The sequence below is a fragment of the Streptomyces sp. NPDC040622 genome (assembly GCF_055593965.1).
The window spans coordinates 777,524-790,282 of record NZ_JBVIXD010000002.1 but is presented as its reverse complement, the minus strand read 5'-3'; the positions used below and the strand labels follow the sequence as shown (position 1 = coordinate 790,282).

General features: G+C 71.5%; 13 protein-coding genes. 3 read left to right on the top strand and 10 right to left on the bottom strand.

Features of this window, described 5'->3' with window-relative positions; translation table 11 throughout:
• Nucleotides 1–3 precede the first annotated feature (3 nt).
• The 3 genes from ACZ592_RS07990 to ACZ592_RS07980 all read right to left on the bottom strand — a co-directional run bounded on the left by ACZ592_RS07990 (nucleotide 4) and on the right by ACZ592_RS07980 (nucleotide 3,128).
• The gene (locus tag ACZ592_RS07990) at nucleotides 4–684 is read right to left on the bottom strand and encodes an AIM24 family protein (RefSeq protein WP_471580628.1); all 681 of its coding nucleotides are present in this window, start codon (nucleotides 682–684) and stop codon (nucleotides 4–6) included.
• A gap of 11 nt (nucleotides 685–695) precedes the next feature.
• Entirely contained in the window at nucleotides 696–2,387 is a 1,692-nt protein-coding gene (locus ACZ592_RS07985) for a TerD family protein (protein ID WP_471580627.1), read from the bottom strand.
• Between the two features lie 117 nt (nucleotides 2,388–2,504).
• Nucleotides 2,505–3,128 (bottom strand): M48 metallopeptidase family protein, encoded by a 624-nt coding sequence (locus ACZ592_RS07980; protein ID WP_471580626.1) that lies wholly within the window; start codon nucleotides 3,126–3,128, stop codon nucleotides 2,505–2,507.
• Nucleotides 3,129–3,329: 201 nt separating this feature from the next.
• Here ACZ592_RS07980 and ACZ592_RS07975 point away from each other — a divergent pair, with 201 nt between their 5' ends.
• Both ACZ592_RS07975 and ACZ592_RS07970 read left to right on the top strand, forming a co-directional pair.
• Nucleotides 3,330–4,463: a TOMM precursor leader peptide-binding protein gene (locus tag ACZ592_RS07975; protein WP_471580625.1), complete on the top strand. Its 1,134-nt coding sequence runs from the start codon at nucleotides 3,330–3,332 to the stop codon at nucleotides 4,461–4,463.
• A 41-nt stretch (nucleotides 4,464–4,504) separates the two neighbouring features.
• Nucleotides 4,505–5,911, top strand: a complete 1,407-nt coding sequence (locus ACZ592_RS07970) for an ABC1 kinase family protein (RefSeq protein WP_471580624.1) — start codon at nucleotides 4,505–4,507, stop codon at nucleotides 5,909–5,911.
• A 12-nt stretch (nucleotides 5,912–5,923) separates the two neighbouring features.
• Here the strand turns inward: ACZ592_RS07970 and ACZ592_RS07965 are convergent, their stop codons facing one another.
• The 5 genes from ACZ592_RS07965 to ACZ592_RS07945 all read right to left on the bottom strand — a co-directional run bounded on the left by ACZ592_RS07965 (nucleotide 5,924) and on the right by ACZ592_RS07945 (nucleotide 9,803).
• On the bottom strand, nucleotides 5,924–6,115 hold the full coding sequence (locus tag ACZ592_RS07965; RefSeq protein ID WP_471580623.1) for a hypothetical protein: 192 nt from the start codon (nucleotides 6,113–6,115) through the stop codon (nucleotides 5,924–5,926).
• A 118-nt stretch (nucleotides 6,116–6,233) separates the two neighbouring features.
• The gene (locus tag ACZ592_RS07960) at nucleotides 6,234–6,557 is read right to left on the bottom strand and encodes a hypothetical protein (protein WP_471580622.1); all 324 of its coding nucleotides are present in this window, start codon (nucleotides 6,555–6,557) and stop codon (nucleotides 6,234–6,236) included.
• Nucleotides 6,554–6,922: a WhiB family transcriptional regulator gene (locus ACZ592_RS07955; protein WP_361180671.1), complete on the bottom strand. Its 369-nt coding sequence runs from the start codon at nucleotides 6,920–6,922 to the stop codon at nucleotides 6,554–6,556. Before ACZ592_RS07955 ends, ACZ592_RS07960 begins: the two co-directional genes overlap by 4 nt.
• A 169-nt stretch (nucleotides 6,923–7,091) precedes the next feature.
• Complete coding sequence (locus ACZ592_RS07950; protein WP_471580621.1) at nucleotides 7,092–7,433, bottom strand: hypothetical protein; 342 nt, start codon at nucleotides 7,431–7,433, stop codon at nucleotides 7,092–7,094.
• 162 nt (nucleotides 7,434–7,595) lie between these two features.
• Nucleotides 7,596–9,803, bottom strand: a complete 2,208-nt coding sequence (locus ACZ592_RS07945) for an ATP-dependent DNA helicase UvrD2 (protein WP_471580620.1) — start codon at nucleotides 9,801–9,803, stop codon at nucleotides 7,596–7,598.
• 151 nt (nucleotides 9,804–9,954) lie between these two features.
• Here ACZ592_RS07945 and ACZ592_RS07940 point away from each other — a divergent pair, with 151 nt between their 5' ends.
• The gene (locus ACZ592_RS07940; RefSeq protein ID WP_471580619.1) at nucleotides 9,955–10,209 is read left to right on the top strand and encodes a mycoredoxin; all 255 of its coding nucleotides are present in this window, start codon (nucleotides 9,955–9,957) and stop codon (nucleotides 10,207–10,209) included.
• A gap of 108 nt (nucleotides 10,210–10,317) precedes the next feature.
• On the opposite strand, the gene nudC is transcribed toward ACZ592_RS07940, so the two are convergent.
• Both nudC and ACZ592_RS07930 read right to left on the bottom strand, forming a co-directional pair.
• Complete coding sequence (nudC, locus tag ACZ592_RS07935) at nucleotides 10,318–11,265, bottom strand: NAD(+) diphosphatase (RefSeq protein WP_471580618.1); 948 nt, start codon at nucleotides 11,263–11,265, stop codon at nucleotides 10,318–10,320.
• Between the two features lie 90 nt (nucleotides 11,266–11,355).
• A complete protein-coding gene (locus ACZ592_RS07930) occupies nucleotides 11,356–12,759 on the bottom strand; it encodes a dipeptidase (RefSeq protein WP_471580617.1) in 1,404 nt (467 codons plus the stop codon).

Here is a 12,759-nt window from a genome sequence, read left to right as displayed (position 1 = left end):
CCCTCAGCCCCGTGCTCGGAGACGGTCGGTGCTGTCCTCGCTGGGCTGTACGACGACGATGCCCTCTCCGGAGAAGCCCATCTGGTAGGCCTCACCGCTGCCGCGCCCGATCAGGGAGCCGGCCTTGAAGCTGCGCTTGCCCTTCACCTTCAGGTTCGGGGACCAGGCGATCAGGGCGTCCGGGTCGACGTACGTCTCGTCCTCGCCGCGGCCGCAGTCGACGACGATCGGGGTGCCGCGGGAGGTCAGTGCGACCCAGCCCTGGCCGGAGATCTTGACGTTCCACAGGCCCTGGCCGGCGAACTTGGCCATGCCCTTGACCCGCTCGACGCCCCACTGGAGGGACGCGTCGAAGGCGAGCAGGTTGGTGCCGTTCACCGAGAGGGCGTCGCCCGCCAGATTGATGACGACGACGTCCGCCCCGTAGTCGGCGAGGTAGAGAAGGCCGTCTCCGGAGCACTTCATCAGGGGCGCGCCCTCACCGGTCATCCACTCGCGCGCGACCTGACGGACGGCGGGCGGATTCGGCTCGTACTGCACGAACCCTTCGTAGGCGACCATCGATCCCACGCGCGCGAGGAGGTCGTTGCCCGTCTGCATGGCCACCTTGAGCATGTGGTGGCCGTGGTTCTCCATGCGGGCGGCGACGGGTGCGGGAGCAAAGCCCGCGAGCTGCTGATTCATGACGGGCTCCCTCAGACCTCGAACGGCTGGACGACGATGAAATTGCCGGGCGCGCCACGGAACTGGAGATTCACGCTCTCCCCCGTGGAGCCCGCGTACGCGTTGCTGCGCAGCCGTACCTGGCTGGAAACGATCGCCTGTGCGGCGGCCGACCAGGCGACGACCGCGTGGCAGTCGGCGAACGTCGTCGGCGTGACGGGCAGGACGACGGGCACGCCGTGGGTCTTGAGGATGACCGTGCCGGTGCCCTGGAACTGCATGACGAACAGCGCGCCGCCGGGGATCCCGTGGCCCTCGATCCTGCGCACCTCGTGCTGCAGCGACTCGTCGAAGGCGAGGACGTTCTCCGCGGAGACACAGATCGCGTCGCCCTGGAGCTCGATGGGGTGCAGGTGGGTGCCCTCCTCGGCGAGGAAGACCTGGCCGCGGCCGGAGCAGCGCATCAGCTGCATCTCCTGGCCGGTGGCGTTGCCCACGATGCGGCCCGCGAAGCCCGCGCCCTTGTAGCTGAACTCGACCTTGCCCTGGTAGAGCACCATGCTGCCCTGGCGGGCGAGGATCGGCTGGTCGGCGACGCCCAGGTCGACGCGGACCAGCTTCTCGTTCTGCTGCGTCCAGCGCTGGCCGGTGGGGGCCTCCCGGTACTTCTGGAGGGCCGCGGCGACACCGGCGGCCTGCGGGGCACCACCCTGCTGGCCGGGGAGCCGGCCGCTCTGGGGCTGCTGGCCGTAGCCGGGCGGCATCGGGGCGGCGGGCGGCTGGCCGTAGCCCGCGGGCGTGGGGGCCTGCGGCGGCTGGCCGTAGCCGGGGGGCAGCGGCGCGCTCTGGCCCGGCGCCTGCTGCTGGCCGGGCACCTGGCCGAACTGCGGCTGCTGCTGCGGGGGCTGCTGGCCGGGCTGGCCGTACGGAGCGGGCGGCGGCGGGGGCGGCACCGCTCCCCCGGGCGGCTGGTTCAGCGGCGCCACGACGGTCTGCGCGGCGTGCACCGACGGGTCGGCGGGGGCCGGGGGCGGGGTGGTGCCCTGCGGCGGCGCGACGTTCTGCGCGGGGGACGGGGCGGGTGCCTGAGCCGGCGCGGCTCCCGCGGGGGCGCCGAACGCGGGCGGCGTCGCGGCCTGCGCGGGCGGCGCGAAGGAGGGGGCCCCGGCCTGCGGCTGCGCGGCGGCGGGCGCCTCCTCGGCGACCTCGCCGCCGAAGTTCTTCAGGAGGGCGTCGAGCCCGCCGTCGAAGCCCTGGCCGATCGCGGCGAACCGCCAGACGTCCTTCAGGTAGAAGTCGCCCAGCATGACGGCGCGCTCCGTGGAGAACTCCGTACCGCTGAAGGCGTAGCGGGCCACTTCCTCGCCGCCCGCGACGATCCGGACGTACCCGGAGGCGACCTGCGACATCTGCCCGGCACCGTCGATCGTCGCCGTGAACGACAGCCGTTGGATCTGCTGCGGTATGCGGTCGAGCGTGACGCGGAAGGACTCGGAGTCGCCGGCCTGCGCGCCCAGGAGCTGGATCGACTCCTCGGGCGACTTCGGCTGGTTGAAGAAGATGAAGTAACGGTCGTCCGAGAGCCGTTCGCTCGCGTCCAGGCCGAAGCAGCTGATGTCGAAGGTCAGCCCGGGTGCCGAGATCTGTACGCCCACGTACAGATCGGTGCCCGCTGTGAGGTCACTGATCTTGGCCTTGTGGCCGCGTTGGAATTCCCTGGCCATACGTAACGACCGTCCCCCATCCCGAATGTGAATGCGTCGCGTCAGGCTAACCGCAAAGTCCGACGGCGAGCCAAGCCGGTACAGACCCGCTACACAACCGCGGGACCCGGCGGACGTTCACTCCTCGCGGGCGGCGGGCAAATGGGGCAGACGGTCGGCCGCGACCACACCTTCTAGGTATCCCCTGGCCCGCTCGGTACGGGGGTAGGCCTCCAACAGATGCCAGAAGCGCGGGCCGTGGCCGGGGACGAGCAGATGGGCGAGCTCATGGACGAGGACGTAGTCCACGACGTACTCGGGCATCCCCTGAAGCCGGTGCGAAAGACGGATGCTGCCCTCGGCGGGGGTGCACGAGCCCCAGCGGGTGTTCTGGTTCGTGACCCAGCGAACCGACGCGGGCCTCGCCCGACCGTCGAAGTACTGCGCGGACAGCTGCTGGGCACGCTCGGCGAGCTCCGAGTCGCCGAGGAGGCGCTTGCTCTCCTGCGCGGCGAGCTTGTCGAGCATCACGTTGACCCAGCGCTGCTCCTCCGCCTCGGACATGCGGGCGGGGATGAGGACGACGGTGCGATCGCCCTCCCGGTACGCGGAGACCGTTCTGCGACGGCGTGCGCTCCGTCTGACCTCGACCGCGCTCGCTCCCGCGCCGGACGGCGAGGGGCTGGTCGTGCTGCGCTGCGGAGTTCCGGCACGGCGCGCCGAGGTCTCCCCAGCGACGCGTGAGGACGAGTCGGCGGGCACGCCCCGACGTTACCCGCTGGGCATGGGGGAAGTCCCGCCTCCGGGGCGGTTCGGCGCTGTTCCGCTCCCCATGCGCTGGATTAGTACGACGAATATCCACCGCCTGTGGACAACGCGACGCAGGCGTCCGCTGAGGCGCGCATTCTGGCATTCGATCGACGCGACGGACGGGTTCGCGCCGACCGGCCGACGGGGGACGACATGCATCCGATCGTGAAGCCGGCGCTGCGGCGCGGCTGGCGGGATCTCCGCACCGTGCAGTTCGGCGTGGCGCCCGCGCACGCCCTGGTTCTGGGACCGATGGACACGGCGACGGGCAGCTTTCTGACCTTGCTGGACGGCACTCGCGGGCTGGATCTGCTGCGCGAGGAGGCGCGGCGGATGGGACTGCCGGACGGGCATGTCGACCGGCTGCTCGGCGAGCTCGCGCGGGCCGGCCTCCTCGACGACGCGACCGGCGGCGGACCCGCGGCCGAGTCCCTGCGCAGGCGCGGCGAGGTCATGGACCGGCTGCGGGCGGACCTGGCCTCGCTGTCGCTGCTGTCCCCGGAGCCGGGCAGTGCGATCGCGAAGATCGCGGCGCGCCGGACGATGCGTGTGCGGGTCCGGGGCGCCGGACGGGTGGGCAGCGTCGTGGCCTCGGTCCTGTCGGGCGCGGGGGTGGGCCGGGTCGACGTGCTGGACGGCGGACACGTGCAGCCGTGGGACGTCGCGCCGGGCGGCCTGCCCGCCGAGTCCGTCGGGGAGCGCAGGGACACGACCGCGCGCCGGATCGTGCGACAGTCCGCACCCGGTCGACCACCCCGGCAGACCGTCGAGCCGGAGCAGGCGGAGGGACTCTCCCTCGTGATCATCACCCCGCGCGACGGCCTGGACGCCTACGCTCCGCAGCCCGCCGCCGCCGAGGACCTGCTCGCGTCCGGTACGCCCCATCTGTACGCGGGAGTGATCGAGGGGACGGGCGTGGTGGGTCCCCTGGTCCTGCCGGGGGCGACCGCGTGCGCGGAGTGTCTGCTGCGGCAGCGCTCCGACCTCGATCCCACCTGGCCTCGGATGCTGGCCCAGTGGCGCTCGGGGCCCGCGCACCAGGTGCCCGCCTGCGACCTGGCCCTGTCGACCTCGGTCGCCGGACTGGTGGCGGGGCACGCCCTCGCCTTTCTGGACGGGGAGTCCTCCACGTGTGCGGGGGCGCGCTGGACGGCCTCCGTCCCTGGATTCGAGTGGCGCTCGAGCCCGATTTGGCCGCATCCATCATGCTCTTGTGGGGCGGGCTTGTCCGTTAAGGGGGATCGGCTCACCGACGGGGCGAAGCCGCACGCAACAATGGCCGGGTAACCGCCTGACAAGGCGCGGCTGTCTGGGACTTGGAGGGGCGCATGTCTGATCTTCCCCGGAAGGCGGTCACCCGTACCGCCAAACTGGCCGCGCTGCCACTCGGCTTCGCGGGGCGCGCGACCTGGGGGCTCGGCAAGCGGATCGGGGGCAAGTCCGCAGAGATCGTCGGGCGTGAGCTGCAACAGCGCACGGCCGATCAGCTGTTCAAGGTGCTCGGCGAGCTCAAGGGCGGCGCCATGAAGTTCGGGCAGGCGCTGTCCGTCTTCGAGTCGGCGCTGCCGGAGGAGGTCGCCGGGCCGTACCGCATGGCGCTGACGAAGCTGCAGGAAGCGGCGCCGCCGATGCCCACCCGCACCGTGCACGCCGTGCTCCGGGAGCGTCTGGGCGAGGACTGGCGCGAGCTGTTCCTGGAGTTCGAGGACAAGCCGTCGGCCGCCGCGTCCATCGGGCAGGTGCACCGGGCCGTCTGGGCGGACGGTCGCGAGGTCGCGGTCAAGGTCCAGTACCCGGGAGCGGGCGAGGCGCTGCTCTCCGACCTCACCCAGCTCAGCCGGTTCGCCCGGCTCCTCGGCCCGCTGATCCCGGGGATGGACATCAAGCCGCTCATCGCGGAGCTGCGCGACCGGGTCTCGGAGGAGCTCGACTACGACTTGGAGGCACAGGCCCAGCGCGCCCACGCCGAGGAGTTCGCGGACGACCCCGATGTGGTGGTGCCCCAGGTGGTGCACCAGAGCGATCAGGTCCTGGTGACCGAGTGGATGGACGGGACTCCCCTGTCGGAAGTGATCGCGGACGGCACGCAGGAGCAGCGCGACCGGGCGGGCCAGCTGCTGGCCCGCTTCCTCTTCTCCGGCCCGACGCGGACGGGGCTGCTGCACGCCGACCCGCACCCCGGCAACTTCCGGCTGCTGCCCGACGAGAAGGACGGCTACCGCCTCGGGGTCCTCGACTTCGGCACGGTGGACCGGCTGCCCGGCGGCCTGCCCCCGACCATCGGGAAATCCCTGCGGATGACGCAGGACAGCGAGGCCGAAGCGGTCTACGACATGCTGCGCGCGGAGGGCTTCATCAAGGAGTCCATCGAGCTGGACCCGGACGCGGTGCTCGACTACCTGCTGCCGATGATCGAGCCCATGCTGGTGGAGGAGTTCACGTTCACCCGCGGCTGGATGCGCACGCAGGCGGCCCGGGTCGCCGACCTGCGCTCCCCGGCCTACCAGCTGGGCAAGCACCTGAACCTGCCCCCGTCGTATCTGCTGATACACCGCGTGACGCTGAGCACGATCGGTGTGCTGTGCCAGCTGAACGCGACGGTGCGGATGCGGGACGAGCTGGAGGAGTGGCTGCCCGGCTTCGTCGACGACCTCGACGACACCACGGACGGCGCGGAGGAAGAGGGGCTCGAAGAAGCCGAGACCCGGGAGAGTGACGCGGCAGCGGGGGCCTGAGCCGCGGCGGGCTCACCACCAGGCGGAGTCGAGGCGCCCTTCGATGGCTCTGATGTTGTCCCGCGCGCAGGCGTCGCAGAAGTAGTGGCGTGTGCCGTTCTCGACGGAGCAGGTCCAGGTCGGTGGCGTGCCGTCGGCGACCGTGCCGCAGCGGGAGCACACGAGGTCCTCTGTCTTGGCCGGCCGGGGATTCTGCTGGTCCACCGGGCGACCTTATCGCCGTGCCGGGAGGATCGGTGCGTACAACGCACCGCGGGGGGCGGTCCGTTCGGACCGCCCCCCGCGGTGTGTCTTTCGTCGTGCCGAGCCGCCTCCGCGGCTCTTACTGCATGACCGCTATGGCGATCGCGCGCCGGGCACGCAGCGAGGCGCGCTCCGCGCGACGCTGCATGCGGCGAGCCGCGATCAGGCGCTCGGCCGGGCGCTGGGCCTCGGCCTCACGCAGGCGTTCGTGCATATGCGCACGAGCCATGGCTTCTGGGATGAGTTGCATCTCACGGGTCCTGTTCTGGCGCACGGTGTGCGCGCCGGTGGTGGTGAAGTCTGGGGTGGCGGAGCCGGCGGGCTCGCTGGTGGCTGCCTTCATCGGGGCCTGCTTCTTGGGGTCGTGCGTCAGGGGGCGGTCGATGGTTCCGGTGATACTCATGCGACGACCGGGTTCTTGCGCGGGCGGCCACGCGGCCGCTTGCGGGCAACGACGACCCCCTGGACGAACAGCTCGCCGCCCCAGACGCCCCAGGGCTCACGCCGCTCCTTGGCGCCGGCGAGGCAGGCCTCCATCAGCGGGCAGGTACGGCAGAGGGACTTGGCGTACTCGACATCGGCCGGCGACTCCGCGAAGAAGACCTCCGGGTCGTAGGCACGGCAGGGAACGGGTACGCCGAGGTTCTCGATGGCGTCGTCGAGCGCGGTGAGCGCGGTGAGGGGAGTCAAGGTCGGGTCCTCCGTGGGTGCGGGCGGGGGGAGCGTCTGTGAAGGCGGTACGGACGGGGCGTGCGTTTCGAGTTGCACGGTGGTGTTTTCCTCGTCTGGGTCGTGCCGGCCTGGGTCGGCCGGTTGGCGGCTGGTACCGGGTCTTGCTGTCGGCCCCTTCGCTCTGTCTCCCTGTTTTGGGGAAAACAGAAGGGCCGCGGATCCCGGGTGGGGTTCCGCGGCCCTGAAGGCGCCTGTCTGATCGAGATCAGACTGGATCACTCCAGGGTTCGAGCCCACGGAAGGCCCACATCGTGTGGTGCTGCGTCGTCTGCTTCCGGAATCCGGCACCGGCTGCCGCAAAGGCATAGGCCTGGGCCTGCGCCTCCGCTACTGCTGCTTCCGGTGCCTTGGTCGGTCGCTCATTGCCCCCATTGGCCTCACGGACGGGAAGACCGGCGAGAGGCAGGGAGGCGGGCATCGAACGGCCGGCGAGGATGCCGCCGGACAGACCGGTGCCCTGGTTCGAGAAGCCGAGCAGGCAGGAAGCGACGACCGAGCGATCGGTCATTTTCGCGGTGCTGATGAAGCTCTCGTTGATGCTGATCACTGGAATTCGCCTCCTCTCGGCGTCTAGGGGATCGGCCGGAACCGATCCGCGGACTGTCAAGTACAGCACGGAACCGGGGCTTCGGAGAAGCCGCCGTTTCCGTGTTAAGAACCTATGGGTCTTCCTTGCGCATGCGCAAACTATTTTTTCGACGAGTTTGAATCATTCTTCCTCGGCGCCCCTTACACACTCCTGACCTGCGCAGATGGCGAGCACGTCGGCGCCGAAGCGGTGAAACTTGCGGACGCCGACCCCGGGGATCCGGGCGAGCTCGCCCTCGTCCTCGGGCACGGCCTCCGCGATGGCGATCAAGGTTTTGTCCGTGAAGACGCAGTACGCGGGCTGTCCCAGCTGCCTCGCCTGGCCGGATCGCCACTCCCGCAACCGCTCGTAGAGTCCTTCGTCCATGTCGGACGGGCACTCCTCGCACCGCATGAGCTTCATCTCGCCCGCGTCGGTCAGGGTCCTGCCGCAGACCCGGCACCTGGCCGGCGTGCGGGTCTTGCGCTGGCGGCGGGTCGCCGCCGTGCCGGTCCCGCCGCCGCTGCCGCGCTCGACACCACCGGGACCGCCCCCCGCGGCACGGGCCGCCGAGCCCGCTCCGGAGCCCGGCCGCAGCCCGTCCAGGAAGCGGCTGGGGCGACGGCCCGCCCGCCCGCCCGGTGAGCGCGAGAGGGCCCAGGAGAGGGAGAGGTGGACGCGGGCACGCGTCACTCCCACGTAGAGGAGGCGGCGCTCCTCCTCGATCTGCTCGTCCGTCTTGGCGTAGGTGATCGGCATCATGCCTTCGGCGAGGCCCACCAGGAACACCGCGTCCCACTCCAGGCCCTTGGCCGCGTGCAGCGAGGCCAGCGTGACGCCCTCGACGGTGGGGGCGTGCTGGGCGTTCGCCCGCTCGTCGAGCTCGGTCACGAGGTCGGCGAGGGTCGCCTCCGGCTTGGCCCGCGCAAAGTCCTCCGCAAGCCGCACGAGCGCGGCCAGCGACTCCCAGCGGTCACGGACCGCTCCGGAGCCTGCGGGCGGCTCGGTCGTCCAGCCCTTCGTGGAGAGCACGGCTCGCACCTGGGACGGCAGGTCGACCACGTCGTCCAGGAGGGAGTCGTTGCCTCCGAAGCGGGCCGCGCCGCGCAGGGCTGCGCCCGCTTCGCGTACCTCGGTGCGCTCGAAGAACCGCTCGGCGCCGCGGAGCTGGTAGGGCACGCCCGCGTCGGCGAGCGCCTGCTCGTAGATCTCCGACTGGGAGTTCGTACGGAAGAGGACCGCGATCTCGCTGGCGGGGACACCGTCGGCGAGGAGCGCGCGGATGCGGCGGGCGGCGCCCTCGGCCTCGGCCGGCTCGTCCGCGTACTCGGTGTAGATCGGTTCGGTGCCGGGGTCGCGCTGGGAGATCAGCTCCAGGCGGTGGTCGGCGGCGCGGCCGCGGGCCTGGGAGAGCAGGCCGTTGGCGAGGTGGACGACCTGGGGGGTGGAGCGGTAGTCGCGGACCAGCTTGACCACCGTCGCGCCCGGGTGGCGGGTGCGGAAGTTCAGCAGGTGGTCGGGGGTCGCGCCGGTGAAGGAGTAGATCGTCTGGCTGGCGTCGCCGACGACACAGAGACTGTCCCGGTCCCCGAGCCACAGCTCCAGGAGGCGCTGCTGGAGCGGGCTCACGTCCTGGTACTCGTCGACCACGAAGTGCTGGTACTGCGAGCGGACCTGCTCGGCGATGTCGTGCCGGTCCTGGAGGATGCCGACGGCGAGCAGCAGCACGTCCTCGAAGTCGATGACCGCGCGGTCGCGCTTGAGGTCCTCGTACGCGGCGTAGAGCTGGGCGATCTCGGCGGGGTCGCGCGGTACGTCGCGGCCCGACTTGGCCGCGGCGGCCAGGTAGTCCGCGGGGACGGTCTGGGTGACCTTGGCCCACTCGATCTCACTGGTGAGGTCGCGGAGCTCGTTGCGGTCCAGGCGGATGCGGCAGGCGGCGGCCGCGTCCGCGACGAGCTTGATCTTGCGGTCGACGATCCGGGGCAGGGGGCCGCCGACCGCCTTGGGCCAGAAGAACTGGAGCTGGCGCAGGGCTGCGGAGTGGAAGGTACGGGCCTGGACGCCGGAGGCGCCGAGCTGGCGCAGGCGGCCGCGCATCTCGCCCGCGGCACGGTTGGTGAAGGTGACGGCGAGCACGCTCGCGGGCTGGAGCATCCCCGCGCGCACCCCGTAGGCGATCCGGTGGGTGATCGCCCGGGTCTTGCCGGTGCCTGCCCCGGCGAGGACGCACACCGGCCCGTGCAGGGCGGTGGCCACCTCGCGCTGCTCCGGGTCGAGCCCGTCGAGCACCGCGTCGGGAGAGTCCGGAACCTGCGGGAAGAGGGTGGAGTGCGTTGCTGATGTCACCCCGCCATGCTGCCAGGTCGCACGGGACGGGTGAGCCGGGTTGTCCACAGGCAGACGGAGGCGGTCGTACTAATGCGGGAATGGTGGCCGTCTCGCGTACGTTCGATCCATTGCGATGACGCACCCCGAGCAACGAAGGAGCACAAGAGACATGCCGGGCACTGTGACGATGTACAGCACCACGTGGTGCGGCTACTGCCGCCGCCTCAAGGGCCAGATGGACCGCGAGGGCATCGGGTACACCGAGATCAACATCGAGCAGGACCCGGACTCGGCGGCCTTCGTCGAGAAGGCGAACGGCGGCAACCAGACGGTTCCCACGGTCCTCGTCGTGTCCGACGCCGGCACGGAGTCCGTGATGACGAACCCTTCGTTGGCCCAGGTCAAGCAGGCGCTGGCCGTCTGAGCCGCCCCCCTGCACGCGGGCAGGTGTACGCGGAGAGGCCCCCGCCCACTTGATGGGTACGGGGGCCTTCTGCTGTCCGCGTTCGGCGCGGCGCGACTCGGCAAGGGCTCAGCCCACCGTCCCCGGCTTCGGGAGGGGCTTGCCGTACCAGAGTTCGATCAGGCGGGCCGCGATCGAGATCCCGTAGGGCGGCAGGACCTCGCCGGACTCGAACGCGGCTCGCAGGTCCTCCCGGGAGAACCAGCGGGCCTCCTGGATCTCCTCGCCGTCGACGTTGATCTCCGAGGAGGTCGCGTCGGCCATGAAGCCCAGCATCAGGCTGGAGGGGAACGGCCAGGGCTGGCTCGCGACGTACTCGACGTCGCCGACCGTGACGCCCGCCTCTTCGAAGACCTCGCGCCGCACCGACTGCTCGATGGACTCCCCCGGCTCGACGAAGCCGGCGAGCGTGGAGAAGCGTCCCTCGGGCCAGTGCACCTGGCGGCCGAGCAGGATGCGGTCCTCGCTGTCCCTGACCGCCATGATCACGGCGGGATCGGTGCGCGGGTAGTGCTCGGCTCCGCAGGCCTGGCAGCGGCGGATGTGGCCGGCCGCCGCGATGACGGTGCGCTCGCCGCAGCGCGAGCAGAAGCGGTGCAGCCGCTGCCAGTTCTCCAGGGCGACGGCGTGCACCATCAGGCCCGCGTCCCGGGGCGGGAGCAGGAGCCCCGCCTCGCGCAGGCCGGCCGGGCGTGCCGACTGGTCCATGCGACCGGGCAGGGAGTCCTTCTGGAGCGCGAAATAGCTGACGCCGTCGTCGTCCGTGCCCAGGAAGTAGCGGTGCTCCTCGGTGAGCGGTGCTTCGAAGGCCGGCGTCATCACCAGTTCGGTGCGGCCATCGGGCGTCTCGTCGATGAGCACCTGGCCACCGGAGACCACGAAGACCCGGGTCGTGGGGTGGCTCCAGGCGGCGGCCAGCCACGCCTCGTCCATGCGGTGGTGCGCGGCGCGGTCGATGCCGCTCGGCACGGTCAGCGAGACGGGCCGTTCTGCGGTGCGGTCGGTCCAGGTGGTCACAGGTGCTTCCAACTCCCCCGATGGAATGGGCGGTTCAGCAGGGCGTGCGGCGGGGCGTGCGGCAGGACACGCTCGGCGGTCAGGGGGCTCTCAGGGGGCATCGCGCCAGTTCTCCGCGAGGTCGCCCCACAGGTAGGCCGTCGTTTCGACGCCCTTGAGCAGCAGGTCGATCTCGACCTTCTCGTTCGGCGCGTGCCAGCCGTCGGAGGGGACGGATATGCCCAGGAAGAGCACGGGGGCGCCGAGGACGTCCTGGAGGTCGGCGGCCGGACCCGAGCCGCCCTCGCGCGTGAAGCGGATCTTCTGCTCGAAGGCGCGGCCCATCGCGCGTACGACCGACTGCAGGGCGGGGTGTTCGAGCGGGGTCAGGCACGGGCGCGTGGCGGCGCCGAACCTGACCGTGTGGCGGATGCCGGCGGGAACGCGCTCGTCGGCCCAGGCGCGCACCGCCTCTTCGATGCGGTCCCTGTCCTGGCCCGCGACGAGCCGGAAGGAGAGCTTCACTACGGCGGACGACGGGATGATCGTCTTGCTGCCCGCGCCCTGGTAGCCGCCGCCTATGCCGTTGACCTCGGCGGTGGGGCGGGCCCAGATGCGCTCCAGGGTGGTGTGCCCGGCCTCGCCGTGGGTGCCGTGCGACTTGGCGGTGCGCAGCCAGCTCTCCTCGTCGAAGGGCAGCTCGGCGAAGAGTTCCCGCTCGCGGTCGGTGAGCTCCGTGATGCCGTCGTAGAAGCCGGGGATCGCCACGCGCGCGTGCTCGTCGTGCAGGGCCGCAACGAGGCGGGCGGCCTCGGTGGCGGGGTTCGGCACGGCGCCGCCGAAGGAGCCGGAGTGGATGTCCTGGTCGGGGCCGTGCAGTTCGATCTCGCACTCGGCGAGGCCGCGCATGCCCGTGCAGACGGTCGGGGTGTCCTCCGACCACATGCCGGTGTCCGAGACGATCACCGCGTCGGCGGCGATGCGGTCCTTGCGGGCCTCGATGAGCGCGCGGAAGTGCGGGGAGCCGGACTCCTCCTCGCCCTCGACGAGCAGCTTCAGGTTGACCGCGGGTGAGGTGCGGCCGGTGGTGGCGAGGTGGGCGCGGACGCCGAGGGTGTGGAAGAAGACCTGGCCCTTGTCGTCGGCCGCCCCGCGCGCGTGGAGGCGGTTGCCGCGGACGACGGGCTCGAAGGGGTCGGTGTCCCAGCCGTCCTCCAGGGCGGCGGGCTGGACGTCGTGGTGGCCGTAGACGAGGACGGTCGGGGCCTCGGGGTCGTCGGAGGGCCACTCCGCGAACACGGCGGGTGCCCCGGGCGTCTCCCAGATCTCGGTGACCGGGAAGCCGGTCTCCTTGAGCCGGGCGGCGAGCCACTCGGCGCTGCGGCGCACGTCCCGCGCGTGGTCGGGCTGGGCCGACACGGACGGGATGCGCAGCCACTCGGCGAGGTCGTCGAGGAAGGCGGCACGGTGGTTGTCGATGTATGTGCGGACGGCGCTGTCCGGTGTCTCGCTCAT